The following is a 24,833-nucleotide window of genomic DNA, read 5'->3' on the forward strand; positions in this document are numbered from 1 at the left end:
CCCCCTGCCCCGCGTGGACATGCAGCGCAGGGGGCGGGCGTGCGCGAATGCTCGCCCAGAGTCGCAACTCCTCTTGAGAGCAGCCGCAGCCTTCTCACGCGCGGCACCGGCCACCCTGCGGCAGCGACGTGTCCTCATCTCCCCCTACGCCCCCGCCGGACGGCCGCGCAGGAGCAGCGGGATGCCGGCGCCGCAGGAGACCACACGCAGGGCGTCGATCACCCTGGCCGTCTGCTCCGCGTCGGTGACGGTGGGGAGGTCCGCGGGCGGCACCCAGACCGTTTCGAGGATCCCGCTCCGTTCGACCGGCGGGGCCGCCGCCCCGGCGGCCTTGCGCTCCGGCAGTTGGCCGCCCCAGAAGACGAAGTTGACCCCCTCCGGGATCTCACCCGCCGATACGTAGTCGACCGCGACCAGCTGCCACAGGTCAAGGACGAGGCCGGTCTCGGTGAGCACCCACCGCGCCGCGGCCACGTTCGGCGCCTCGTCCGGTTCCGCGCTGCCGCCGGGGAGAATGAGCTTCGTGGGCTTGTACTCCGGGCGGACCATGAGCACGTGGCCGTCCGGGTTGAGGATCAACGCGACGCAGCCGAAACGGCGGCGGGGCGGACTGGCCATGATCGCCGGATGCCCGGTCCGGGCTTGGACCTTGGCCTCGATCTCGGTCAACTCGATGGCTCCTTGCATGAGTTGGGTGATACCCGTTCCGGGCCGTGGAACGGGGGCTCGGGACTACCGCTACGCGGCGGTGTTCTCGGTCTCAAGGGCGCGCAGGTGCGCCTCGGCGGCCGGAAGCGCGTAGAAGCGTCGGACCTCTTGGAGGTCGGTGGGCCGGCGGACGTAGTCCTTGTGGCGCCGGTCCCAGACACCCCAGCACTCCAGCAAGCGGAAGTGAGGGCTGCGGTCGGTGATCTTGCGGACCTCGTACCGCGCGGGCTCCGGGTTCCGCTGAGCATCGGCGGCGCTCATCAGGCGGCCTCCTGCCCGACGGTGTCGTTCTTCCGGCACCAGCCCAGGGCGGCTTCGTAGGAGTAGAACCGAAGCGCTGCTTCGTGGGGCGGGAGGGCCTTCACCAGTTCGTCGGTCAGATCGTTCTTCACCACCCAGCAGGGGGAGGTCTTCCCGGCGAGGTCCGCCATGGGGATCACGGTGTACTTGCTCATCTGCGGCTCGCCACCTGGATGAAGCCGCCGGCCCGTTCGACCTCGTGGGAGAAGTCGTCGAACTCGCCGTCCATCGGGGAGATCGTCACCTTGCTCGGGACCAGGATCGCGCCCGCCGTGCCGGACCGGATCCGGTCCAACGCGGCCTGGAGGATAGGACGTCGGTCCGGCGACCGCCCCAACTCGTCGTCCAGCACGGTCAGGCAGACCTCCCAGCGATGGGCGTCCGCGTACTCTTCGCAGCTCCGCATCTGCAGCTCGGGGAAGCCCGTGCCGGTCTTGGCGAGGTAGATCACGACCTGAAGGCGCGGCGGGCTCTCCAAGGCGGGGGTGTTCACGGCGGGCGGGGGCGTGGGGGTGTGTTTGCGCGTCACAGCGTGGCTCCGATCCGTAGTCAGACGACTACCCGGGGGCGCCAACTGTCCTCTAGGCTCAACTGCCCTGCAACATGCGGATTCTGCTTGCTAAGTAGAAAAATTGGTCCCATGAACAAGTCTGAACTGGACCCGGGCGCGTCGCCCGAAGCCGCCTTCGGCGCCCTTCTGCGCAGGTCACGAGAGGAGCGGGGATGGAGGCAAGAGGACGTAGCTACCATGATCAAGTGCTCGTCCACTCACATCTCGCACTTGGAAAACGGCAACAGGCGCCCAACTTTACACATGGCTAAGAAACTTGACAGGGCATTCAAGACCGGCCGCCTCTTCCTCAACAAGGCGCTGGCCGTCACGTCTTCGACCTTTCTCGAAGGCTTTCCGGCCTACGTGGCCCAGGAATCGAAGGCCAGGGAACTGCGGCTGTTCACCCTAGGGATCATTCCGGGCATCCTGCAGACCCCCGACTACGCATGGGCCATCGCGGCGGCAGAGGTTGAACGTGGCAACATCACGGAAGAGCAGGCTGCGAACAGGGTGCGCTACCTCGAACGCCGACAGGCGAAGCTGGACCGCGAGCCCGCGCCCGTGATCCACGTAGTCCTGGATGAGAGCTGCATCCGCCGACCCATCGGCGGCCCGGCTGTGATGGCGGCCCAGTTTGATCGTCTGCTCAGCTTCGCCCGGCTGCCCCACACGATCCTTCAGGTCGCACCGTTCGACATCGGCGAGGCAAGGGCGTTCGATCTACCGATCAACATCATCACGAAGGCCGATCGCACCCTGATGTCGTACGCCGAAAGCGCCCAGCAGGGGAACCTGGAACGGGATAGCGACGCTGTGCAGGCGATGCTCACGACCTACTATCAGCTACAGGCCCGGGCACTCCCTCAAGGGGCGTCCGTGGCCTTGGTCAGCCAGCTAAGAGAGGAACTTCCGTGACCGCCGTCCCCGCGTGGTTCAAGTCCAGTTACAGCTCTAACGGCGGCGATTGCGTCGAGGTAGCCGCCAACGTCCCCGGCGCCGTGCCCGTCCGTGACTCGAAGGACCCCAACGGTCCGGCCCTAACCTTCTCCCCCGACAGCTTCGCCGCCTTCGTATCCGCAGTGAAGGCCGGCGAGTTCGGCAACGTCTAACCGAACCACCAGGACCACAGAGGCTCCCCGCCCATCGAGCGGGGAGCCTCCTGACCGTTACCGGCCACACCACCAGGCACGGGCCGTCTCGGGATCATCTGCGTGCGCGACGCGGCCGTCCGGCTGCCCCGCGTCGGCGGGATCCGATCGTCCGGACCACCGGGTATGACCGGGTGGCCGGTCGGGAGTGGCCAGATGGCTGGTCGGGAGTGGCCAGTGCGGGGGTTACGGGACTTTCGGGGCGCGGGAGAGGCTGAGCTCGCCTGGTGGTTGCCCGCTCAGGCGGCAAGGCGGGTTGGCTGCCTTGCTCTTGCTCCTCCTTCAGTTCCGGTCCAGGCCCCGCCGCGCAGCGGCGTGCCCTGAGGCCGGTACTCAGTCCATGTGAAACGAGTTCTGCAGTGCGTACGTCCCTTTCCCGTTCCCTCTCTTCCGTGGCCATGACCGTCGTCGCCTCGGCGGCGGCCGCCACCCTGCTGACGTCCGGCCAGGCGATGGCCGCGACCGCCGCTCCGGACAGCGACTCGACCCGCGCCGGAGCCGTCGTGGCGAGCGCCACCCGCACCGACGACGTGACCCCGGTGTCCGCCGGTGTCGCACCCGGTACCTCGGCCGGCACCGTCTCGATGCGGGCCGCGGACGGCTCCGGCCTGGGGATGGCCCTGCCCGCCGACCAGGACCGGGCCGGTGTCCGAACCGGTGACGGCACCGTCGTCTACCCCGGTGCGATCGACGGCGGCAGCGTGGCCGTGCAGCAGCTGGGCGACGGCGGGACCCGCGCGCTGGTCACCCTGGACAGCGCGGCGGCCGCCACGGACTTCCGGTTCAGGATCGACCTGCCCCAGGGGGCCCGGCTCGAACAGCGTGCCGACGGGAGCGTGGAGGTCGTCCGCGCCGAGCAGAGCCTGGGCCGGTTCGAGGCCCCCTGGGCCAAGGACGCCAACGGCAAGCCGGTGACGACCGGCTACCGGATCGAGGGCAGCACGCTGGTGCAGCACGTCGAGGTCGGCGCCGACACCGCCTTCCCCGTGGTCGCCGACCCCACCTGGAAGGGCGTCTGGAACCGGCTCCAGGCCGCGTCGAAGAAGTCGAGCGAACAGGCGGTCCTCGGAGCGGTCGGCGGCTGCGTCGTCGGCTCCATCGGTGCCGGCGCGGGCTGCGGTCCGGGTGCGGCCACCGGAGCCGTCGGCGGCGCGGTCAAGGGCGGGATCGAAGGATTCCTCAAGGGCAAGTGAGCCCCACCGGAAGGAGATCCGTCATGAACGACGACCGCACCCAGCCGCGCTTCGGATCCACAGGTGCCCTGTGGGCCCTCACCACGTGCGCGCTCCTGGCCGCGTGGGGCATCCACCGGCTCTTCGTCCTCGCCCTGCCCGATGACGCCGACGAAGGCCTCGCGGGCCTCGCGGTGAAGCTGGTGGCCGCGGTGCTGGGGGGCCTGGCGGTCAGCACCGCGGCCCGCCTGCTCCAGCGGCGCCGACGCAGCGGCAGGTAGCGAAGGCGCCGTACGGTGCCGCCCGCCGGAGGGGAGCGGGCGGCACCGTACGGAGGACGTGCCGGGCCGGGCGGTAGGCCGCACCGCCCGGCCCGGCACCCGAACCACCGTCGCCACCGTGCCGGGCACCACTGCTGCGCCCGTCGTCGAAATCGGTTGGCCGGGGCGGACGGCATGGGCCAGACTCCGTCACCGTGGACAGCATGATCGCTCAGCGGGTCGGCGAGCTCGACGCGGATTCGACCGAGGTGGCGCAGGACGCCCAGTACTCGCTGATCGCCATGGGGCCGGCGGTGCTGGACGAGCTGATCGCGGCGACGCCCGGGCTGGGGGCGTTCGGGCAGCTCTGCGCCGTCGAGGTCTTCACCGCGCTGAAGGACCCGCGGCCGGCGGACGTGCTGATCGGCCTCCTGGGCAGCGGGAACGCCACCGTCCGGCAGTGGGCGGCCGAAGCCCTGGCGGACCTGGGGATCCGGCGTGCCGTACCGGCCCTGCGCAGGACGTACGACGCCTTCCGGCAGCGGGGCGAGGCCCCCGACCACTCCGAGGGGGAGGCGCTGCGCTGGGCCCTGACGGACCTCGGGGCCCGCGAGGTGGTGCTCCCGCCGCGGACCGCCGCGCTCGCCGTCCCGCAGCAGAAGCTGGAGTGGGTCTGGCCGGTGGTCCACCTCGCCGAGGTCATCGCGGACCTGGCCGCCCATGACCAGGCGGTGCTGTACTTCCAGGTCTGGCGGGTCGGGCCGGGCAAGGGACTCTTCGGGGTCGGCGGGCCGGACATCGACTGGGACGTCGACCGCCGGCTGCCCTGGGCCGGGATCGTGGCCGACTGCCGGGACTGGGCGCTGCTGGCGGCGGAGGCGACGGCCGGGGGCGCCGATCTGGTGGCGACGATCAGCTGGATCGACGCCGCGGACCTGTGACGGAGCTCCCGGCGGCCGCGCCTCGGCAAACCCCTCGGTAAACCCCTCGGTAAACCCCTTGGTCACCCCGCTCCCCCGTCCTGCGCTCACGCACTACCGGGTGCTCCTCGAACGCTGCCGGAGCCGGGGCAACCCGACGCACACCGCCTCGGCCCTGGCCAACCTCGGTGACTGCCTGCGCGGACTCGACCGGCAGGAGGAGGCCTTCGCGGCGCTCGACGAGTCCCTGAGATCCGCCGACAGTTGGGGGACATGAGCGGCATCGCCGACACCCTGGTGATCAGCGGCCGCGCCCACGCCCACTTCGGCCGGCCGGCCGAGGCCCGCGCCTGCTACGAACAGGCGGCCGAGATCGGCCGTGCCCACTCCATCCCCGCCCTGCTCCGGCAGGGCCTCGACGGGCTGGAGCGGCTCGGGGACCTCCAGCGGTGAACGCGCCCGCGCCGCCCAGCGGGTGAAGCGGCCGGGCGGCGCGGGCGGAATGGGCGGCGCGGGCGCGCCGGATCAGCCGGATCGGCCGGTTCAGCCGGTGGGCACCCCGCCCGCCACCTGGCCGAGGCCGGTCCAACCGCCGTGTCCGTCGCCGCCGTTCCAGGTGTAGACGGTGGCGGCGTTGGACGGCGGATCGGTGCGGATGTAGTCCGCGTTGCCGCCGCCGTCGAAGTCGGCGAACTGCACCCGGCTCTGGTCCGTCGTCAGGCCGATGGCCACCTGGCCGAGGGCCAGCCAGCCGCCGCCGGTGTCGCCGCCCCGGTTCAGGAAGACGCGCACGGCGCCGCTCGGGTCGATGACGGCGTAGTCGGCCTTGCCGTCGCCGTCGAAGTCGGCGAGGCGCACCCGGCTCGGGTCGGTGGTCAGACCGGTCGCGACGGTCCCGAGGTCCTGCCAATTCGGCTGCCCGTCGGCGAACTTGTCGAGGTAGGCGTGCACCGAGCCGTCGGGGTTGATCACCTCGTAGTCGGCCTTGCCGTCGCCGTCGAAGTCGGCGAGGCGCACCCGGCTCGGGTCGGTGGTCAGACCGGTGGCGACGATCCCGAGGTCCTGCCAACCGCCGTGCCCGTCACCGCCCTTGTTCAGCCAGACGTGCACGGAACCGTCGGGGTTGATCACCTCGTAGTCGGCCTTGCCGTCACCGTCGAAGTCGGCGAAGCGCACCCGGGCGGGGTCCGTGGTGACGCCGGTGGCCACCTGGCCGAGGGGCTGCCAACCGCCGCGCCCGTCACCGCCCTTGTTCAGCCAGACGTTCACCGATCCGTTCTGGTTGACGGTGAGGTAGTCGGCCTTGCCGTCGCCGTCGAAGTCCGCGTACCGGACCCGCCCGAGGCCGCCCGACTCGCTGGCGGTGTTCGAGGCCACGGAGGCCCGCGCGGCGCCGGCGGAGTACGCCTGGTCCAGCCCCTCGTAGAAGGCCTGCGCGATCCGCCGGTAGCCGCTGTCGTTCGGGTGGAGGCGGTCGGCCATCTCGGCGGGCGCCAGGGCGGGCGGCTCCACGTACCGGAAGCTGTTCCCGGCGTCGGCCTCGACCGCCTCCAACCGCCGGGCCCGGTCGTTGTACCCCGACGGCGGGAGCTGGAGTCCCTGGGTGTTCGGGAGCACTCCCTCCATGACCACCGCGATCCCGGGCCGGTCCTGGTAGATCCGGTCGAGGAGGGTCTTGAGGCGGTCGGGCGCGTGGGCGGGGTCGGTGCTGCGGTCGAGGTCGTTGACGCCGATGTGCAGCAGCACGACGTCCGGGTGCGCGGCGGCCAGCCACTGGTCGATCCCGGCGCGGATGTCGTCGATCATGTAGCCGGAGTGGCCCTCGTTGGCGAGGTCGGGCAGCTGCCCGCCGGCCTGGGAGCCCACGAACCGTACGGTGTAGCGGGATTGGCCGGCGACCAGGTTCCACAGCGGGGCCCGGTAGGAGGAGCCGGTGGCGCTGCCGGCGCCCGCGGTGATCGAGTCGCCGAGCGGCATGACGCGCAGCGAGGGCAGGGCCGTACCGGTGGTCGAGCCGGCCTTTGCGGCCTGAGCCGCCGGTGCCGCCTTTACGGCCGGCGCGGCCTGCGCGGCCGACGCGGCCGGCGGGTTCGGCGCGGCGGCGACGCCGGCCGCGCCCAGCGCGGCGCTCAGGCCGAACAGCAGGATGCGATTCAAGGTTCCCCCCTTGAGACGAGGTGGTACGGGGCCCCGGCTGACGGACCGGGGCCCCGCGTGACAGGTGGCGGATGGGGTCAGGCGCCGGTGGCGACCTGACCGAGGTTGGTCCAGTTGCTTCCGCCGTCGTAACGGTAGACGTTGACCTTGCCGGACGGGTCGGTGGTGATGTAGTCCGCCCGGTTGTCGCCGGTGAAGTCGCCGAGGACGACGGCGTTCTGGTTGGTGGTGATGCCGGTGGCCACCTGCACGGGCTTGCCCCAACCGCCGTGGCCGTCACCGCCGTTGTTCGGCCAGACCGTGACGGCGCCGGTGGAGCCGATGGTGATGTAGTCGTCGCCCTTGCCCCGGCCCCAGAAGTCCGCCCACTTGACGCGGCCGTTGCCCGCCTCGGTGCCCTGGTGGTGGTCCGAGTGCCGCCGGACCGTGCGCCACTGGCCGTTGTCGGTCGGGGCGCCCTGGACGCAGGCGGGCAGCTTGTTGTCGAGGATCTTGAGGTAGCAGCCGTTGGCGTTGCGGATGACCGTCCACTTGCCGTAGTCGTCCTCGCGGGCCCAGTGGGTGTTGTAGTCGGTGCTGTAGCAGTCCACGGACACGGCCTGGAGACACAGGCCGGTCGCCTTGTTCTGGAGGCCGAACTCAAGGGGGTTGTCGAAGACCGCCGACGCCTGCCCCGCGGAGACCGACAGGCCGGTCAACAGCAAGGCGACGACGGTCAGGGCGGCCCTGACGCGGCGGAATCGGGGGAATCTGGGTTTCACGTGTCCTGCCTCTGGCTTTCGGTGCGCGCCCCCGCCCCGGACTTCGCTGCGGGACGGGTGACGCGGGGAGGACCCGAGGCTGACGGGGACCACCAACAACGACCCAACAATCCACCAACAGCCCCTCATGGGCGGGGGGACCACGGCCCTCGGTCCGGGTCGTCGCTCGGGCACGGCCCCTGATCCGTGGAGGGGGCGGGCCCGCAGGTCAGGCTGTCAGTGGGGCTCGTTAGTGTTCGTGGCCTGATCGGTTGTTCGAGGAGAGAGGGGTTGGGCTGTGCGTCGCTGGGAGTTCGTCGAGGGCGGCTCGGACAAGTTCTGGGAGGCCGGGGTCGACGGTGTCCTGGTGACCGTGCGGTACGGCCGGTGCGGTACGGCCGGGCGGGAGCAGGCCAAGGAGTTCCCGACCGCGGCGGGGGCGCAGGCGCACTTCACCAAGACGGTCGCCGAGAAGGTCCGCAAGGGCTACCGCGAGGTCGGCGCGGGTGCGGACGCGGTGGTCGCGTCCGCACCCACGTCCGCGCCCGTGCCCCCCACGGCGCCCGCTCCGGCGGCCACCGCTGCGGCGACGGCCGTTCCGGCGACCGTTCCCGGGCCCGCGGACGACGCGCCGGTCGACGAGGACACGTTCGTGCTACCCGACGCCTGGCAGCGGGCGCTGATCCCCCGCCGGGGCGGGGCCGGCCGCCTGCCGGCCGCGCCCGCGAAGAAGGCGGTGGCCGAGTACGACGCCGCGCTGCGGGAGATGGACGACTGGCTGGAGAAGCTGTTCACCTCGAAGCGCAGCGACCCGGACCTCGTCGCGGCCGCCCGGGCCCACCTGCGCGGCAGCCGGGACCCGCTCGGTGCGGCCGTGCTGGCCGCGGGGTTCGCGAGCTGTTCCGACAACAGGATCCGGAAGGCCGTGGACGCCTGGGTGGCCGGGTACGGCCTGCCGTTCGCGGCCCGGGCCGGCGTCGAGCTGCTCACGATGGCCGTCAGGTGGGACCGCTCGCACGCCGCCGACCCGTGCATCCTGCGCGCGGACGTCCGCTCGGTCGCGGGGTACCGCCCTGCCCTCGACCGGGTCCGCTCGCTGCTGGCGGCGTGCGACGAGGAGACCCACCGCGCGACGGTCGAGGTCCTGGCCGGCTGCCGCACCAGCCTGCCCCGCATGGTGGCGGCCGCGTACCTGGTGCCGTCCGAGTCCGACTGGGTGCGGGACGTCGTCGACTCGGCCGCCCGGCTGGGCCCGGCCGAGTGGTCGATGCTGCTGTGCTCGCTGTCCTCGGCCGAGCCGCTGGAGCGGCTCCCCAAGCCGCCGAGCCTGGGTTGGGACGGCTGGTCCACCGAGATCATCGCGACCGTGGCGGAGGGTCTCCGGGGCGACACCGCACCGCTGCTGCTGCACGCCCTGGCCAATCACCACTTCTACAGCGAGCGGCAGAAGCAGATGCTGAGCGCGATCGGCGAGCTGCCCTCCGACGAGGGCTTCCGCGCGCTGCTGGCCTATCAGCAGAACGACAAGGCGGCCCGCGCCGCCCTGATGGCGGCCATGCGCCGCTACCCCCGGCGGGCGCTGCGCCTGCTCGCCGAGGCCACGGCGGCCACGGCCACCGATCCGGCCGTGCGGCAGCTCGCCCGCCGGCTCCTCACCGCCCATGTCGCCGCCCACCGCGCGACCGCGCTCGACCTGCTGCCGGAGCTGACCCCGGAGCAGGCCGCCGTGGTCGAGCCGCTCACCGACCTCGGCGACCGGGTGCCGGAGGTCCCGGCCGGGTCGCTGCCGGACCTGCTCACCAGCCCGCCGTGGACCAGGCCGCGCTCCACGGCCAGGCCGCGCGTACTGACCGGCCTCACCGCGCCGCAGGACCCGCAGCTGCGCTGGCTGCCCGGTGAGCGGGAGGCGTGGGCGGCCTCCCAGTCCTGGTACGGGCGCTGGGCGGACGGCGACTGGCAGCGCATCGCCGGCACCATGCGGGCCCGGGAGGAGCGGGGCGGCGACCCCCGGCTCCACTCCGACCGGCACGAGGAGCTGGCACTGTTCGCCTACGGCGACGAGGAGCTGGGCCGGCCGCTGATCGCGCGGTGGCGCGGCGACGAGTACATCTGGGACGCCGTGGGCGCGCTGCGCCGGGTCGCCGCCCGCTTCGAGGCGGACGCGCTCGAACCGCTGCGGGCCGCCGCCCAGTTGAACCCGGCCGCGCACGCCCCGCTGCTGCTGCCGTACCTGGACGTACGGGTGGCCGAGACCATGGCGGACTGGCTGGTGCGCCTCAAGTCGGCCGGGAACACCGCGCGTTCCTGGTTCGCCCGGCACGGCCTGGACGCGGCCCGGCTGCTGGTGCCCGCCGCGACCGGCAAGGCCGGGGCCGCCCGGCGCGGCGCCGAGCACGCCCTGCGGCTGATCGGCGGCGCGCACGGCGCGGAGGCGGTACGGGCGGTGGCCGGCGAGTACGGGCCGGAGGCGCAGGAGGTCGTGGGCGCGCTGCTGTCGGCCGATCCGCTGGTGAACGTGCTGCCCGCGACGGTGCCCCAGCCCGGCGACTGGGCGGAGCCGGTGATGCTGCCGCAGCTGCTGGTGCGCGGCGGCGGGGGCGCGCTGCCCGCGGAGGCGGTGCGGCACGTGCTCACCGTGCTCGCACTGTCCAAGTCCGGGGAGTTCTACCCGGGCCTCGACCAGGTGGTGGAGCTGTGCGAGCCCCGGTCGTTGTCGGAGTTCGGCTGGGCGGTGTTCGAGCAGTGGCGGCTGGGCGGCATGCCGGCCCAGGACGGTTGGGCGCTGCACGCGCTCGGCCGGCTGGGTGACGACGGGACGGTCCGCCGGCTGACGCCGGTGCTCCGCGCCTGGCCGGGCGAGGGGGCGCACCACCGGGCCGTGGACGGTCTGGAGGTGCTGGCCGGGATCGGCAGCGATGTCGCCCTGCTGCATCTGCACGGCATCGCGCAGCGGGTGAAGTTCAAGGCGCTCAAGGCGCGGGCGCAGGAGAAGATCGCCGAGGTGGCGGCCGGTCTCGGCCTGTCCGGGGAGCAGTTGTCCGACCGTCTGGTGCCGGATTTCGGGCTGGAGGCCGATGGGACGACGGTCGTCGACTACGGCACGCGGACGTTCACGGTGGGTTTCGATGAGCAGTTGAAGCCGTTTGTGCTGGATGCGGCCGGTGTGCGTCGCAAGGATCTTCCCGTGCCGGGGGCGCGGGACGACGCCGAGCTGGCGCCGGCCGAGCGCAAGCGCTTCGCGGCGTTGAAGAAGGACGTCCGCACCGTGGCGGGGGATCAGATCCGCCGCCTGGAGGAGGCGATGGTCACCCAGCGCTCCTGGACGGCGCAGGAGTTCGAGCAGCTGTTCGTCGGGCACCCGCTGCTGTGGCACCTGGTGCGCCGGCTGGTCTGGCTGGCCGGGACGGACGGCACGGTGACGGCGTTCCGGGTCGCCGAGGACCGCACCCTGGCGGACGTGCGGGACGAGGCGTTCGCCCTGCCCGCCGGGGCCTCCGTCCGGCTGGCGCACCCGCTGCTGCTCGCCGACGACCTCGCCGCCTGGTCGGAGCTGTTCGCCGACTACGAGATCCTGCAGCCGTTCCGCCAGCTCGGCCGGGCCGTGTACCCGCTGAGCGAGGAGGAGCGGGCCGGCCACCGCCTGACCCGCTTCGAGAACGGCCCGGTGCTGCCCACCGCCCGACTGGTCGGCATGGAACGGCGCGGCTGGCAGCGCGGCGAGCCCCAGGACGCGGGGGTGGAGCGCTGGCTGTCCCGCCGGGTCGGGCCCGAGCGCTTCGTGGTGATCGCACCGGAGCACGGCATCGCGGTCGGCATGCACGACATCTACCCGGAGCAGCGGCTGGAAACGGTGTGGCTCGACAGCTGCCCCGGGGACTACTCGACCCACAACCGGACGTTCCCGACCTTCGCCGAACTCGACCCGGTGATCGCCTCCGAGGTGATCGCCGACCTGATCGAGCTGACCACGCCATGACCCCTCGCCACCTCACCGACGCCCACCCGGTGCCCCCTCCTCCGCTCACCGACGCCCGCCCGGGAAAGGCCGCCATGACCAGCAGCACCGCCGAGGAGCAGCTCCAGCGGCCGCCCGCCGAGGTCCGCTACGCCGAGGAGCTGGCGGCGCTGCGCGCCGAGGACGGCGACCACCGCCCGCCGGGCTGGGAGCTGAGCCTGCGCGCGGCCCGCCGGTTCATCGTCGGTGACGAGGCGGCCGGCATCGCCCGCAAGTTCGTCGGCGATCCGGCGCTGGTCGAGCGTGCCCTGGTCACCCTGGCCACCAACCGCGGCCTGCTGCTGGTCGGTGAGCCGGGCACCGCCAAGTCGCTGCTGTCGGAGCTGATCGCGGCGGCGGTCAGCGGCACCTCCCGGCTGACCGTGCAGGGCGGCGCGGCGACCACCGAGGACCAGATCAAGTACTCGTGGAACTACGCCCTGCTGGTCTCCGAGGGCCCCTCCACCCGTTCGCTGGTGCCCGCGCCGATGCTGCGCGGCATGGCCGAGGGCCGGCTGGTCCGGTTCGAGGAGATCACCCGCTGCCCGCTGGAGGTCCAGGACTCGCTGCTGTCGCTGCTCTCCGAGCGGGTGGTCGCGATCCCCGAACTGGACGGGCCCGAGGGCATGGTCTTCGCCCAGCAGGGCTTCAACGTGATCGCCACCGCCAACACCCGCGACCGCGGGGTGAACGAGATGAGCGCGGCGCTCAAGCGGCGGTTCAACTTCGAGACGGTCTTCCCGATCCCCGACCTGGACACCGAACTCGCCCTGGTCGAGGCCGAGTCGGCGCATCTGCTGCGTCGTTCCGGGGTCGCGGCGGCGCCCGACCGGGACCTGCTGGAGGTGCTGGTCACGGTCTTCCGCGAGCTGCGGTCCGGCGAGGGCGGCGACCGCCCGTCCTCGGTGCTGAGCACCGCCGAGGCGGTCTCGGTCGCCCACGCGGTCGGGCTGCGCGGCTGGTACCTGCGCGGCGAGGCCGGCGACGCCGCCGACCTGGTCGCCAGCCTGGCCGGCACCGCCGCCAAGGACAGCCCGGAGGACCTGGCCCGGCTGCGCCGCTACCTGGAGCAGCGCGTCCCGCGGCGGCGCGGCCCGCACTGGCAGGCCGTGCACGACGCCCGCCACCTGCTGGCCGGCTGATGCCCGCGGTCTTCCTCGGGGTACGTCACCACTCCCCCGCCTGCGCCCGGCTGGTGGCGGACACCGTCCGGCGGCTGCGGCCCGGGTACGTACTCGTCGAGGGCCCGGCCGACCTCAACGGCCGACTGGACGAGCTGGCCCTCGGCCACGAGCTGCCGATCGCCGTGTTCAGCCACTACCGCGACGCCGAACGCACCGCCACCACCTGGGCGCCGCTGTGCGACTACTCGCCCGAGTGGGTGGCGCTGCGGGAGGGACGGGCGGCCGGCGCGCAGGTGCTCTTCGTCGACCTGCCGTCCTGGCACCCGGCCTTCGAACTGCGCGCCAACCGGTACGCCGACGCCGAGGCCCGGTACGCCGAGGCCACCGACCGGCTGTGCGAGCGGTTCGGCACCGGCTCGGTGGACGCCCTGTGGGACGGCCTGTTCGAGGTGGCCCCGGCCGAGGGCCTGGCCGAGCGCCTGGACGCCTACTTCGACCTGGTCCGCGGCGACTCCGCGGCGGACGAGGGCGACCGCGCCCGCGAGGCGTACATGGCGGACTGGGTCCGCGCCGTCCTCGCCGAGGCGGGGGACGCCACCGTCCTGGTCGTCACCGGCGGCTTCCACACCCCCGCGCTCCGCGCCCTGGCCGCGCAACCGGCCCCCGCGCCCGGCCGCCCGCCGCTGCCCGCACCGCCGCCCGGCGCGGTGTCCGGCAGCTACCTGGTGCCGTACTCGTTCCGGCAGCTCGACGCCTTCGCCGGCTACCAGTCCGGCATGCCCTCGCCCGCGTACTACCAGCGGCTGTGGGAGGACGGCCCCGAGGGCGCCGCCGACCACCTGCGGCGGTCCGTGGTCACCCGCCTGCGCGGACGCCGGCACCCGGTCTCCACCGCCGACCTGGTCGCCGCCGCGGCGCTCACCGGCGGCCTCGCCGCGCTGCGCGGCCACCCGGTGCCGGCCCGTACCGACGTCCTCGACGGCCTGGTCGGCGCGCTGGTCAAGGACGACCTGACGCAGCCGCTGCCCTGGTCCCGGCGCGCCCCGCTGGCGCCCGGCAGCCACCCGGTCGTGGTCGATCGAGACGGTCGCCGCCTGCAGCGGCACCCGCACCGGGCGGCTGCACCCCGACACCCCCGCCCCGCCGCTGGTCCACGACACCGCCGCCCGGCTCGCCGCCATCGGCGCGGCCGGCGACCGCCCGCTGACCTGCGACCTGACCACCGAGGAGGGACTGGCGGCCAGCCGGACCCTGCACCGGCTGCGTGTCCTCGCCGTCCCCGGCCGGCGCCGCACCGCCGGCCCCGCCCACGGCGCCGACCCGGTCACCACCGAACGCTGGGAGAGCGAACCGGACGTCGGCCGCGACGCCGCCCTGATCGAGGCGGGCGCGTACGGCGCCACCCTCGACGAGGCCGCCGGCACCGTCCTCGCCGAACGCGCCCGCACCACCGACCCCACCGACTCCGGGCTCGCCGACCTGCTCTTCGACACCGTCCTGTGCGGCACCACCGCCCTCACCGACGGCCTCCTCGGCACCCTCACCGCCACCCTCGCCCACCACCCCGACCCCGGCGCGCTCGGCGCCGTCCTCTCCACCGCGCTCGGCCTCTGGCGGCACGACCGGGTGTACGGCACCGCCCGCAGCCCGCTGCTGGCCGCCGTCGTCGACGGCGCGGTCGGCCGGATCCTGTGGCTGACCGAGGGCACCCACGGCCGCTCCGGCGCCGACCCCGCCCGCCTCACGGCGCTCGCCGCCGTCCGGGACGCCCTGCGCCACGCGCCGGGCCTGCTCACCGTCACCGCCGGGGACGCCGCCGCCCTCGCCCTGCGCGTCGCCCGCGACCCGCACGCGCCCGCCGACCTGCGCGGCGCCGCCCGCGGGCTCCACCTCACCCTCGGGCCCGGCTCCGGCTCCGAGGTCGACCTCGCCTCCGCCACCCTCGGCGCCGCGGCCGACGTCGGCACGCTCGGCGACTGGCTGGCCGGACTGTTCGCCCTCGCCCGGGAGGAGGTCACCGCCGACGCCGGCGACCACTCCCTGCTGGCCGCCGTCGACTCCGTCCTCGCCGAGCTCACCGACGCCGAGTTCCTGATCGCGCTCCCCGCCCTGCGCCAGGCGTTCGCCTGGTTCCCGCCGCGCGAACGCGAGCGGATCGCCCGCCGGCTGATCGAGCGCCGCGGTGTGCGCGGCTCCGCCCGCGCCCTGCTGCGCACCACCGCCGACCCCGTGCAGCTGGCCGCCGCCCGCGCCCTGGAGGAGAACGTGACCGCCCTGCTCGACCGCCACGGCCTGCGGAGCACCCGGTGACCGGGCCCGACGCCACGGACCGCGGCTCTTCACCAGGCACGACCGCCGGTACGGCCCCCGACCCCGCCCTGGAGCGCTGGCGCCTGGTCCTCGGCTCCCCCGCCGAGCCGTGGACCGGCCGCCCCGGCCCCGACGGCATCGCCCGCGACGCCGCCCTGGAGTGGCTGTACGGCCGCGACGAGGACCTCGACCGGCGCGGCGTGCGCAGCGCCGGTCTCGGCCCGTCCCAGGTCACCGCGGTCGACTGGCTGGACGACATCCACCGCCTCTTCCCCCGCGAGACGATCGAGCGTCTGGAGCGCGACGCCGTCGAGCACTACGGGATCGAGGAGATCGTCACCGACCCGACCGTGCTGGAGCGGGTCGAGCCGAGCCCCGCCCTGCTGCGCGCGGTGCTGCGCACCAAGCACCTGATGAACGACCAGCTGCTCGGCCAGGCCCGCCGGATCGTCGCCACGGTGGTGCGGCAGCTGATGGAGCGCCTCACCCCGCAGCTGCGCCAGGCGTTCACCGGCGCCCGGTCCTCCCGGCCCAGCCGACGCCCGCTGGCCCGCGACTTCGACTTCCGCCGCACCGTCCGGGCCAACCTCGGCCGCTACCGCCCCGCCGAGCGCAGGCTCCTGATCGAGCGCCCGCACTTCCACTCCCGCACCCGTCGCCACCTGGAACAGTGGCAGCTGATCCTGCTCGTCGACCAGTCCGGCTCGATGGTGGGCTCGGTGATCCACTCCGCCGTGACCGCGGCCTGCCTGTGGAACCTGCCCGGGCTGAAGACCCATCTGGTCGCCTTCGACAGCGAGGTGGTCGACCTCACCAGCGACGTCACCGACCCGGTGGAACTGCTGATGCGGGTCCAACTCGGCGGCGGCACCGACATCGCCCGCGCGGTCGACTACGCGGCCGGCCTGCTGGAGAACCCCCGGCGCACGATCATCGCGGTGATCAGCGACTTCTACGAGGGCGGCGACCGCTACCGGCTGCTGCGCACCGTCCGCTCGCTGACCGGGCAGGGCGCGACCGTCCTGGGCCTGGCCGCGCTGGACGAGGAGGCGGCACCGGCGTACGACCGCGAACTCGCCGGTCAACTCGCCGACGCCGGCGCCCACATGGGGGCCATGACGCCCGGCATGCTGGCCGAGTTCGTCGCCGGGAGGCTCGGCCGATGAGCGCCGCACCCCGGGCTGACCTGCTGGCCCTGGACACCGAGACGCTGGCCGCGCTGTCCAACCGGGGCCTGGTCAAGCGCGCGGCCCGCGAGGTCGCCGCCGGACAGGGGCCGGTGCCCGCGCTCGACCCGGACGGCACGCTGCGCGGCACCTGCCCCGACGGCAGCGCCGTCGTACTGCCGCCCGGCGCCGGGCTGGACGGCGGCAGCTGCAGCTGCGCCGCCCCGGGCGTGTGCCGCCACCGGCTCGCCCTGGTCCTCGCCCACCAGCAGGCGGCCGCCGACGCCGCCCCCGACTCACCCGATCCGACCCCCGATGCCGCCGCCGTCCCCGTCCCCTGCTGGTCCCCCGGCGCGCTGGACGACGAGGCGCTGACCGCCGCCGTCGGCGCCCGCGCCGTGGCCGCCGCCCGCCGGACCCTGGAGCGCGGCTACAGCGCCCGCCTGCACCACGCACACCCCGACGACCCCCAGCCGGTCGCCGAACTCGCCGCCTGCACCGTCCGCTTCCCCGTCCCCGGCGAGCTGGGCTTCGCCGTCACCGACGCGGCCCAGGACCGCCGCGGCGAGATGATCGCCCTCGCGGTCTGGGCCTTCCGCGCCGCCGACGGCCACCCGACCGTCACCCTCGGCGCCGCCCCCGGTCCGGACGCCGAACCGGCCCTGGACACGGCCCTCGACCTCGCCCACACCCTGCTGCTCGACGGCGCCGTGCACGCCGGGCCCGTCCTCATCGCCGACCTCCACCGGGTCCGCGTCGAGCTCGCCGAGCGCCGCCTGCACTGGCCGGCCGGCGCGGTCGCCGCACTCATCGGCCAGCTCGACGCGTACGCCACCCGCTCCGCCGACCACCGGCCCGAGGAACTCGCCCTGCTCCTGGCCGAGTTGCACGCCCGCCGGCGCGCCGCCGCCCACCCGGGCGGCTCGCGCGCCGAGGTGCTCGGCATCCGCGAGGCCACCGAGACCCCGCTGCGCCGGGTCCGCCTCACCGCCCTGGGCTGCCGCATCCGCGGCACCGCGACGACCCGCTCCGCCGAGCTCTACCTCGCCCACCCCGCCGCCGGTAACGTCCTGGTGCTGCGCCGCAGTTGGGACGTCCCCGCCGACGGACGGCCGCCCACGGGCCACGCGCTTGCCTCCCGCCGCATCGCCGGCCACCGCCTCGCTGCCCTCGCCACCGGCAACGTGGTCAGCGAGAGCGCCGTGCGCAGCGCCGCCCGCGAACTCGGTCTCGGGCGGGGCCGGATCGCCGACATCACCGTCACCCCGGTCGGCACCGCCTGGACCGACCTGCCCCACCCGCTGCTGCTCACCGACGTCGACGCCCACCTGCGCACCCTGGCGGGCCGCCCACCCGGGCTGATCCGGCCGCGGGTCGCCGCCGAGTCCCTGCACGTGGTGCGGCTCTCCACCGTCGAAGGGGTCCGGTACGACGCGGCCGAGCAGCGGCTGGAGGCCGCGGTCCGCGACGCCGCCGGCACCCCGGCCGCCCTCGTCGCCGACTACCACCCGGCCTGCCCCGGCGCCCTCGACGCACTCGCCGCGGCGCTCGGCACGGGCACGGTCACCCATGTCAGCGCGACCGTCCGGCGCGTCGCGGGCCGCACCGTCCTGGAACCCGTCGCACTCCTCGCCGGCGACGCCGTCGTGGTCCCCGACCTCGCCGCCGGCGCCGACCCCACCGCCCTCACCCCCGCCCCGCCGCCGATGTCCGACCCCCTCGCCGCCGCCCTCGCCGAGGCACTGGCCGTCCTCGCCGCCCTCGCCCACCGCGGCCTGCGCCACCCGGACAACACCGTCCTCACCCGCCTGGACCGCTCCACCACCCAGCTCGACCGCACCGGCCTGGCCACCGCCGCCGCCCTCCTGCGCACCCTCGCCCACGCCCTCCGCACGGACGCCCCGGACGCCGCCCACCACTGGACGGACGCGGCGATCCGCGTCGCCGTCACCGCCGAGGCGCACCAGGAGACGGCCGGCCGCCCCTGAGCGACGCCCCCGCACGGACGCCGGGTACGACGTCCCGCGCCCCCGGCCCCTCCCCCGATCGGGGGAGCGCGGCTTCCCTCCTGACCGGGAGGTGCGCAGGGGGCGCCGTGGTCCAGGATCGGTCAGGCCCGGAGCGACCGGGCCGATCACCGAAGGACAGCGGATGCACACCCTTGGAACGACGGCCGCCCGGCCCGCGGCAGCACACAACACCCCGGCGACGGCGGCCGTGGTGCTGGGCACGCTCGGCCTGCTCACCTCGTTCGCGGTCGTCGGCGGCCTGGCCGGGGCCGCCGGCCTGGTCACGGGCAGCATCGCCCTGCGGGCGTCCGGACGCACCGGCACCGGCCGGGGCCGCGCGATCGTCGGCCTGCTGCTCTCGCTCGCCGCGATCGCGGCGTCCGTCCTGGCCGCCGCCTTCCTCGCCTGGTACGCGAACCACACCCAGGAGTGCTACCGCCCCGACGGCCTCCACCAGTACGTCGACTGCGTCCGCCGCAACCTCTCCGAGCACTGACCGCGCCGGAAACCCCGGCGACCACCGGAACCGCACACACCATCAGAGGAGAAACACCTTGAACTCGACCACGCCGCTTCGGTTCAGCACCCTGCGTCGCAGGACGACCCGCACCGCCGTCGCCGTCGCCATCGGCGCCCTCGCGGTCGGCACGCTCGCCCCGTCCGCCGTCGCCGCCCCGGGGGCCGCCAGGCCGGACGCCCTCCAGCAACGCCTGAACGCCATGGTGGGCCCCGGTCACGCGCCCGGCGCGCTGGCCGCCGTCCGTGACCGGGCCGGCCACACCCGCACCTACGCCGCGGGCGTCGGTGACCTGGCCACCGGCGCGAAGGTGCCCCGGGACGGCCAGGTGCGGATCGGCAGCGTCACCAAGACGTTCGTCTCGGTCGTCGTGCTGCAACTCGTCGGTGAGGGCAGGATCGGCCTCGACGACCCGGTCGAGACCTACCTGCCCGGCCTCCTGCGCGGGCAAGGGGTCGACGGGCGCCACATCACGGTGCGTCAGCTCCTGCAGCACACCAGCGGACTTCCCGACTACGAGGACGACACCAACGACGACATCCTCCAGCGCCACTACCTCTCCCCCCGCGACACCCTGGACATCGCGCTGCGACACGACGCCGCCTTCGCCCCGGGAACGCGTTGGGGGTACAGCAACACCAACTACCTGGTGGCCGGAATGATCGTGGAGAAGGTCACCGGACGCCCCCTCGCCGAGGAGCTCGACAAGCGCGTCATCAAGAGGATCGGGCTGCGCCACACCTACCTCCCCGCCCCCGCCGAGACCACCCTTCGAGGGCCCCACCCCGACGGCTACCACAAGGACGGCCCGGACGGATCGCTGCGCGACGTCACCGAGATCGACCCCTCCGCGGCCTGGGCGGCGGGCGCGATGGTCTCCACCGGCTCCGACCTCACCCGGTTCTTCTCCGAACTCATGACGGAAGGCCGCCTCCTCTCCGGCCCCGAGCTCGCGCAGCTGCGCACCACCGTCCCCACGGGCGCGCCCGGCTACGACTACGGACTGGGGATCATGAGGTCACAGCTGTCCTGCCACAAGACCGCCTGGTGGCACAACGGCAGCATCCCGGGCTACGGGACGTGGAGCGCCACCACCGACGACGGACGCGCCGCCAGCGTCACGATGACCGTCGACCTGACCAGCCAGGCGGACCTGCAGCTGGCCGAGGGCGCCGTCGACGCGGCCCTGTGCGGCTGAACCGGCGCCGGGCCCGGGACCGAGACGGGGACCGGGTCAGGACGGGCAGCTGAGCGACCCGAGCGGCGGGCAGGGGATGACCAGCGTGCTGACGCCGGGGCGCTCGACGAAGGCGCGGGCGGCGGCGGCCCGGCGGCGCTCGGTCTCCAGGGCGTCGGCCCGCCAGGAGTCCCGCCGGGCGCGGCTGTCGTCCCAGTTGTAGGAGACGGCGCTGATGGAGGCGTTGCCGGCGGCGCGGCTGATGTCCGCCTTGGTGAGGGCGCGTTGGAGCACGGTCTGAGTGGCGGCGAGGTCGATCCGGGCGATCAGGACCCCGGGGGTGTTCGGCACCCGGGTCGGCACGGGGGCGTGGGGGAGCACGGAGATCCCGGTGTCGCGGCGGCCGATGTTCTCGGTGGAGGCCCTCGCGGCGTCCCGGGACATGACGGCCATCTCCTGGTGTATCCAGACGAGTTCGTCGAGGTCGGCCAGGGTGATCCGGATCCGCTGGTAGGTCGCACGGAAACGCGGGTCCTGGTGCAGCGGCCGGAGTGCGGCGGCGTGCAGGGCCACGCAGTCGTTGAAGCCGCCCGTCACGGCTGCGTCGAGGTGGAACAGCGCCTGGTCGATCCGGCCGTGCAGGAAGGCCACGGTGGCGAGCCCGCTGTGCCCGGCGCCGACCAGCCAGGCCGCGTCCGGGCCGAGCGCGGTGGCGCGCGCGATGACGTCCTGGAAGCCCGTGACGACGTCGACGGCCGGGGCCGCCGGACTCGTCAGGTTCGCCACCATCAGTTCATGGACGCGGGAGGCGAGCGAGTCGATGGTGTCGGCCATGGGTCTCCTCGGGCAGGGGTGGCGCGCTCGGGCAATCGGGCGCTCGGGCACTCGGTCGGCACGAACGTACGGCATGGGTCCGACAGTTGTCCGGTGCCGGCCGGACGCAGTCCGCCCCGGTCCCGGTGCCAGCCCCGGTGCCGACCCGGCTCCAGGGCCGATGACCGGCCAATGAAAGGCCAACGACCAGCCAATGACCTGCCAATGGTTTCCAAAGTGCTGGTAAAGTTCGTGGCCGCGCCGCGGCGGGGAGACCGCGGCCCTCACCAGGGGGTATCACCGCCGTCCTCCGCCCGTACGTCGCCTGGGAGTCGGCGGCGGCGGGAGTCGACGGCGGGGAGTCGACGGCGCTCCACCGGAAACAGGAGACAGTCCATGGCTGACGAGATGGTTCGTCTGGCTCAGAAGTTCATCAACGCGACGTACAACGACGGCGCCATGCTCGGCATCACGAAGCTGGCGGAAGACGGCCGGACCGGCTGGCCGACGATGTACGCGCTGACCCGCGCGCTCCAGTACGAGATGGGCATCACCGCGCTCTCGAACTCCTTCGGCCCGACCACCCTCTCGACCCTCCAGACCAAGTACCCGAAGCTGGACGGCTCGACCGTCCCATCCGCGAACTTCTGCCGGATCCTCCAGTCCGCCCTGTACTGCAAGGGCTACGACGGCGGCGAGATCGACGGGAAGTACAACGACCGGGTCAGGGCCGCCGTCACCAAGCTCAAGTCCCACATGGGCCTGGACGCGGTGTTCCCGGGCGACGCCCTCGAACCGAAGGTCGTCAAGGGCCTGCTCACCATGGACGCGTACGTGACCGTCGGCGGCGGCACGGACGGCATCCGGGCCATCCAGCGCTGGTTGAACGGCCGGTACGTCAACCGCAAGGACTTCTTCGTCATCCCCTGCGACGGGTACCACTCCCGGGACGTCGCCAGGTCCATGCTGCTGGCGATCCAGTACGAGATCGGGATGGCCGACGGCACCGCGAACGGCGCCTTCGGTCCCGGCACCCAGGCGGGGCTGAAGGCCCACCCGGTCGCGGTCGGCTCCACCGGCACCTGGTCGACGCTGTTCACCGCGGCGATGATCCTCAACAAGCGGGACGTCCCGCTCGGCGACTTCACCGCCGCGGTGCGGAGCGGCGTCGAGGCCTTCCAGTCCTTCGTGGGACTGCCGGTCACCGGTACCGGCGATTTCCGGACCTGGGCCTCGCTGCTGGTCTCCTACGGCGACCAGACCCGCCGGGGCGCAGCCTGCGACGGCGTCACGAGGATCACCCCGCCCCGCGCCCAGGCGCTCAAGGACGCCGGCTACCAGTACATCGGCCGCTACCTCTCCAACCCGTCGACCACCAGCCTGCCGGAGAAGCAGATCCAGCCGGGCGAACTGGCCACCATCAAGGAGTACGGCCTGCGCTGCTTCCCGATCTACCAGACGTGGAGCCGGTCGGCGGAGTACTTCAGCTACCCCCGCGGCACCAGCGACGCGTTCAGCGCGATCGAGTGGGCGCGCATCCACGGCTTCAAGCCCGGCACCACGATCTACTTCGCCGTCGACTACGACGCCATGGACGGCGAGGTCACCAGCGTCGTCCTCCCGCACTTCCGCGGCATCCACCACACGATCAGCGAGAACTCCTTCTACCGGGTGGGCGTCTACGGGCCGCGCAACGTCTGCCAGCGGGTCGCGGACGCGGGCTACGCGCAGACCAGCTTCGTCTCCGACATGTCGAGCGGGTTCTCCGGCAACCTCGGCTACCCGATGCCGAGCAACTGGGCGTTCGACCAGATCTCGACCATCACCGTCGGCTCGGGCACGGGCGCCATCGAGATCGACAACAACATCGCCTCCGGCCGGGACACCGGCCAGGGCGACTTCGACCCGGGCACCGCCACCGTCGCCGGGCTCGACGTCGACCTCAACAAGACCGCCCACCGCGACGCCATGCTCCGCGACGTGCAGAGCTACCTCACCTCGATCGGCGTCCCGGAGACCGGCGGCTCCGGCTGGACCGACTCCGACTGGGCCACCCTCGGCGGCACCTCCACCACCAAGGCCTTCGACATGGTGGTCAGCGCGGACTGGCTGTTCACCTCGCTGGCCCGCGACCTGAAGCTGCGCAAGGCCCTGATCCAGACCCCCGTGCTGTGGGAACTGCGCAAGCTGAACCCGCTCGACGCGGTCGCCGACGCCGCCGTGCGCAACGGGATCACCGAGGACTGCAGCACCGGCTGGGGCCAGATCTTCGCCCGGGTGGCCATCGCCGCCCGCAACTACTGCCTCAAGGAAGGCCTGATCAACGGATCCCCGCTGGCCGAACCCAACCTGCGGGAGGTCTGGGACAACCTCCAGGACCCCTTCTACAACATCCGGTCGGTCGCCTACCTGACGGTCTACAACGCCCACCAGCTCAAGATCGCCCGCCCGAGCCTGACCACCGGCCAGGCCGACACCCAGGCCCTGCTGGCCCGGTACAACGGCCTCGGCGAGGACGCGCAGCAGTACGGCCGCGAGCTGATCGGCCTGTACAACGTGCTGGAGAGCTACAACGCGCTGTCGCGCAGCGCCGCGTGAGCACCCCCATGAGCACCCTTCCGGGCGCCCGCGGCTACTCGCCGACCGCCGTCGTCCTGAACCTCCTGCTGGGGCTGCCCGGCGTCGTACCGGTCTGGCTGCTCTACCAGTTCGCCGTCAACTGGCCGCTCGCCGCGCTCGGTTGGACCGACCGCGAGCCGACGGACAACGACGGCATCCTGCCGTGGCTGCTGCTGCCCGGACCGGTGGTGCTCGGCTCCGGCGCGCTGTGGTGGCTCGCCAACCGGGCCGTACGGCGGCGCACGGCCCCGGGCGGCTCCCGCGCGGGGTACTGGCTGACGAGCGTCCTGCTGACCCTGGTGCCCACCCTCGTGCTGATCATCGTTCTGTAGGAGACATAGGAATGGAAGACGTGCAGCTCGGAATCACCCGGACCACCCGGATCACCCGGCGGACCGCGGTCAGGGGCGCCGCCGTCATCGGCACGGCCGCCGCCGCGGCCGTCCTGCTCCCGGGAACCGCCTCGGCGGACGTCCCCGCCTCCCCCGGAACCCGCGAACGGGAACCGGAACGGGACCTGCCGACCAGCGCCAACGGCTGGACCCTGGAGAAGGAGGCCAACCACGTCTCCACCGTCTGGACCCGCCAGGTGGCGGGCACCGGACTCGCGGTCGACATCCGGATCGGCGACGTGGAGGAGATCCTCGTCCACGTCATCCGGCGGTTCCACTACGAGGTGGAGGAACTCCCCAGCGGCGACCTGCTCGGCTGGCAGGAGATCGGCGGCCTGCGCAAGGCCCTGCCGGAGTCGAACCTCGCCTCCGGCACGGCGGTGCGCATCCGCCCCGGCGCCTCGGCGAAGGGCGGCTTCTTCGCCCACCAGGAGCTGGTGCTGCGGGACATCCTCGCCGAGTGCCGGGGCGTCGTGCGCTGGGGCGGCGACGACGACGAGGTCGACGAATCGCTCTTCTACATCGCGCCCGGCCCCAAGGACCGCCGGGTCACCCGACTCGCCGACGAACTCCGCGGCTGGGCCGCCCGCCCCGGCGAGGGCGCGGGCACCCCGGTGGACGTCCAGTCCCCGCGCCGCCGCACCGAAGCGACGAACCTCGCCCGCACCCAACGCAGCTCCTGACCCTCCCGGCCCCGACCCCCGGCCCGGAGACTGCCCCCGGTGCCGCCGTGATCCTTCGCGGACGGTCACCG

Annotated in this window: 24 protein-coding genes and 1 pseudogene; 18 read left to right on the plus strand and 7 right to left on the minus strand. The window is 73.6% G+C overall.

Annotated elements, in window-relative coordinates; all coding sequences use genetic code 11:
- Positions 1–144: 144 nt before the first annotated feature.
- The 4 genes from ABTZ03_RS20050 to ABTZ03_RS20065 are packed head-to-tail and all read right to left on the minus strand — an operon-like array spanning position 145 to position 1,537.
- The gene (locus ABTZ03_RS20050) at positions 145–687 is read right to left on the minus strand and encodes an NUDIX domain-containing protein (RefSeq protein ID WP_350514352.1); all 543 of its coding nucleotides are present in this window, start codon (positions 685–687) and stop codon (positions 145–147) included.
- 51 nt (positions 688–738) lie between these two features.
- Positions 739–969: a hypothetical protein gene (locus ABTZ03_RS20055; protein WP_350514353.1), complete on the minus strand. Its 231-nt coding sequence runs from the start codon at positions 967–969 to the stop codon at positions 739–741.
- Positions 969–1,163: a hypothetical protein gene (locus tag ABTZ03_RS20060; RefSeq protein WP_350514354.1), complete on the minus strand. Its 195-nt coding sequence runs from the start codon at positions 1,161–1,163 to the stop codon at positions 969–971. Before ABTZ03_RS20060 ends, ABTZ03_RS20055 begins: the two co-directional genes overlap by 1 nt.
- Positions 1,160–1,537, minus strand: coding sequence for a recombinase family protein (locus tag ABTZ03_RS20065; RefSeq protein WP_350514355.1), 378 nt, complete (start codon positions 1,535–1,537; stop codon positions 1,160–1,162). Before ABTZ03_RS20065 ends, ABTZ03_RS20060 begins: the two co-directional genes overlap by 4 nt.
- 111 nt (positions 1,538–1,648) lie before the next feature.
- Between ABTZ03_RS20065 and ABTZ03_RS20070 the strand changes: the two genes are divergently transcribed.
- The 7 genes from ABTZ03_RS20070 to ABTZ03_RS20100 all read left to right on the plus strand — a co-directional run bounded on the left by ABTZ03_RS20070 (position 1,649) and on the right by ABTZ03_RS20100 (position 5,514).
- Complete coding sequence (locus tag ABTZ03_RS20070) at positions 1,649–2,476, plus strand: helix-turn-helix domain-containing protein (protein WP_350514356.1); 828 nt, start codon at positions 1,649–1,651, stop codon at positions 2,474–2,476.
- Positions 2,473–2,670 (plus strand): DUF397 domain-containing protein, encoded by a 198-nt coding sequence (locus tag ABTZ03_RS20075; protein ID WP_350514357.1) that lies wholly within the window; start codon positions 2,473–2,475, stop codon positions 2,668–2,670. Before ABTZ03_RS20070 ends, ABTZ03_RS20075 begins: the two co-directional genes overlap by 4 nt.
- Positions 2,671–3,101: 431 nt before the next feature.
- The gene (locus ABTZ03_RS20080; protein ID WP_350514358.1) at positions 3,102–3,902 is read left to right on the plus strand and encodes a hypothetical protein; all 801 of its coding nucleotides are present in this window, start codon (positions 3,102–3,104) and stop codon (positions 3,900–3,902) included.
- Between the two features lie 23 nt (positions 3,903–3,925).
- The gene (locus ABTZ03_RS20085; protein WP_350514359.1) at positions 3,926–4,162 is read left to right on the plus strand and encodes a hypothetical protein; all 237 of its coding nucleotides are present in this window, start codon (positions 3,926–3,928) and stop codon (positions 4,160–4,162) included.
- Between the two features lie 203 nt (positions 4,163–4,365).
- Positions 4,366–5,082 carry a HEAT repeat domain-containing protein gene (locus tag ABTZ03_RS20090; RefSeq protein ID WP_350514360.1) on the plus strand — a complete coding sequence of 239 codons (717 nt, stop codon included), beginning with the start codon at positions 4,366–4,368 and terminating at the stop codon, positions 5,080–5,082.
- 100 nt (positions 5,083–5,182) lie between these two features.
- Positions 5,183–5,338: a tetratricopeptide repeat protein gene (locus tag ABTZ03_RS20095; protein WP_502894520.1), complete on the plus strand. Its 156-nt coding sequence runs from the start codon at positions 5,183–5,185 to the stop codon at positions 5,336–5,338.
- Positions 5,335–5,514 carry a hypothetical protein gene (locus ABTZ03_RS20100; RefSeq protein ID WP_350514362.1) on the plus strand — a complete coding sequence of 60 codons (180 nt, stop codon included), beginning with the start codon at positions 5,335–5,337 and terminating at the stop codon, positions 5,512–5,514. The genes ABTZ03_RS20095 and ABTZ03_RS20100 overlap by 4 nt, the downstream gene beginning before the upstream one ends.
- A gap of 90 nt (positions 5,515–5,604) precedes the next feature.
- Here ABTZ03_RS20100 and ABTZ03_RS20105 read toward each other — a convergent pair whose 3' ends face one another.
- Positions 5,605–7,218 (minus strand): FG-GAP-like repeat-containing protein, encoded by a 1,614-nt coding sequence (locus tag ABTZ03_RS20105; RefSeq protein ID WP_350514363.1) that lies wholly within the window; start codon positions 7,216–7,218, stop codon positions 5,605–5,607.
- A gap of 77 nt (positions 7,219–7,295) precedes the next feature.
- Positions 7,296–7,922, minus strand: coding sequence for a hypothetical protein (locus tag ABTZ03_RS20110; RefSeq protein ID WP_350514364.1), 627 nt, complete (start codon positions 7,920–7,922; stop codon positions 7,296–7,298).
- Positions 7,923–8,256: 334 nt separating this feature from the next.
- Here ABTZ03_RS20110 and ABTZ03_RS20115 point away from each other — a divergent pair, with 334 nt between their 5' ends.
- The 8 genes and pseudogenes from ABTZ03_RS20115 to ABTZ03_RS20150 all read left to right on the plus strand — a co-directional run bounded on the left by ABTZ03_RS20115 (position 8,257) and on the right by ABTZ03_RS20150 (position 20,276).
- Positions 8,257–11,934, plus strand: coding sequence for a DUF4132 domain-containing protein (locus ABTZ03_RS20115; protein WP_350514365.1), 3,678 nt, complete (start codon positions 8,257–8,259; stop codon positions 11,932–11,934).
- Positions 11,931–13,094: an ATP-binding protein gene (locus ABTZ03_RS20120; RefSeq protein ID WP_502894521.1), complete on the plus strand. Its 1,164-nt coding sequence runs from the start codon at positions 11,931–11,933 to the stop codon at positions 13,092–13,094. Before ABTZ03_RS20115 ends, ABTZ03_RS20120 begins: the two co-directional genes overlap by 4 nt.
- Positions 13,094–14,032, plus strand: a pseudogene (locus ABTZ03_RS20125) (DUF5682 family protein); the annotation flags it as partial. The gene ABTZ03_RS20120 and the pseudogene ABTZ03_RS20125, both read left to right, overlap by 1 nt.
- Positions 14,033–14,222: 190 nt before the next feature.
- Positions 14,223–15,386, plus strand: coding sequence for a DUF5682 family protein (locus ABTZ03_RS20130; RefSeq protein WP_350514378.1), 1,164 nt, complete (start codon positions 14,223–14,225; stop codon positions 15,384–15,386).
- Positions 15,387–15,859: 473 nt separating this feature from the next.
- Positions 15,860–16,552 (plus strand): VWA domain-containing protein, encoded by a 693-nt coding sequence (locus tag ABTZ03_RS44260; protein ID WP_502894522.1) that lies wholly within the window; start codon positions 15,860–15,862, stop codon positions 16,550–16,552.
- Positions 16,549–18,540 (plus strand): YehQ family protein, encoded by a 1,992-nt coding sequence (locus tag ABTZ03_RS20140; protein ID WP_350514366.1) that lies wholly within the window; start codon positions 16,549–16,551, stop codon positions 18,538–18,540. Before ABTZ03_RS44260 ends, ABTZ03_RS20140 begins: the two co-directional genes overlap by 4 nt.
- Before the next feature lie 163 nt (positions 18,541–18,703).
- A complete protein-coding gene (locus ABTZ03_RS20145; protein ID WP_350514367.1) occupies positions 18,704–19,057 on the plus strand; it encodes a DUF4190 domain-containing protein in 354 nt (117 codons plus the stop codon).
- A 58-nt stretch (positions 19,058–19,115) separates the two neighbouring features.
- Positions 19,116–20,276, plus strand: a complete 1,161-nt coding sequence (locus ABTZ03_RS20150) for a serine hydrolase domain-containing protein (RefSeq protein WP_350514368.1) — start codon at positions 19,116–19,118, stop codon at positions 20,274–20,276.
- A gap of 36 nt (positions 20,277–20,312) precedes the next feature.
- Here ABTZ03_RS20150 and ABTZ03_RS20155 read toward each other — a convergent pair whose 3' ends face one another.
- The gene (locus tag ABTZ03_RS20155; RefSeq protein ID WP_350514369.1) at positions 20,313–21,089 is read right to left on the minus strand and encodes a hypothetical protein; all 777 of its coding nucleotides are present in this window, start codon (positions 21,087–21,089) and stop codon (positions 20,313–20,315) included.
- Between the two features lie 375 nt (positions 21,090–21,464).
- Between ABTZ03_RS20155 and ABTZ03_RS20160 the strand changes: the two genes are divergently transcribed.
- Genes ABTZ03_RS20160 through ABTZ03_RS20170 form a run of 3 tightly spaced genes read left to right on the plus strand, consistent with a single transcriptional unit; the run spans position 21,465 to position 24,762 of the window.
- Complete coding sequence (locus ABTZ03_RS20160; RefSeq protein ID WP_350514370.1) at positions 21,465–23,666, plus strand: glycoside hydrolase domain-containing protein; 2,202 nt, start codon at positions 21,465–21,467, stop codon at positions 23,664–23,666.
- Between the two features lie 8 nt (positions 23,667–23,674).
- Positions 23,675–24,019 carry a hypothetical protein gene (locus ABTZ03_RS20165; protein WP_350514371.1) on the plus strand — a complete coding sequence of 115 codons (345 nt, stop codon included), beginning with the start codon at positions 23,675–23,677 and terminating at the stop codon, positions 24,017–24,019.
- Positions 24,020–24,030: 11 nt separating this feature from the next.
- A complete protein-coding gene (locus tag ABTZ03_RS20170; protein ID WP_350514372.1) occupies positions 24,031–24,762 on the plus strand; it encodes a hypothetical protein in 732 nt (243 codons plus the stop codon).
- Positions 24,763–24,833 lie beyond the last annotated feature (71 nt).

It is taken from the genome of Kitasatospora sp. NPDC096077, assembly GCF_040303245.1.
Lineage (GTDB): Bacteria > Actinomycetota > Actinomycetes > Streptomycetales > Streptomycetaceae > Kitasatospora.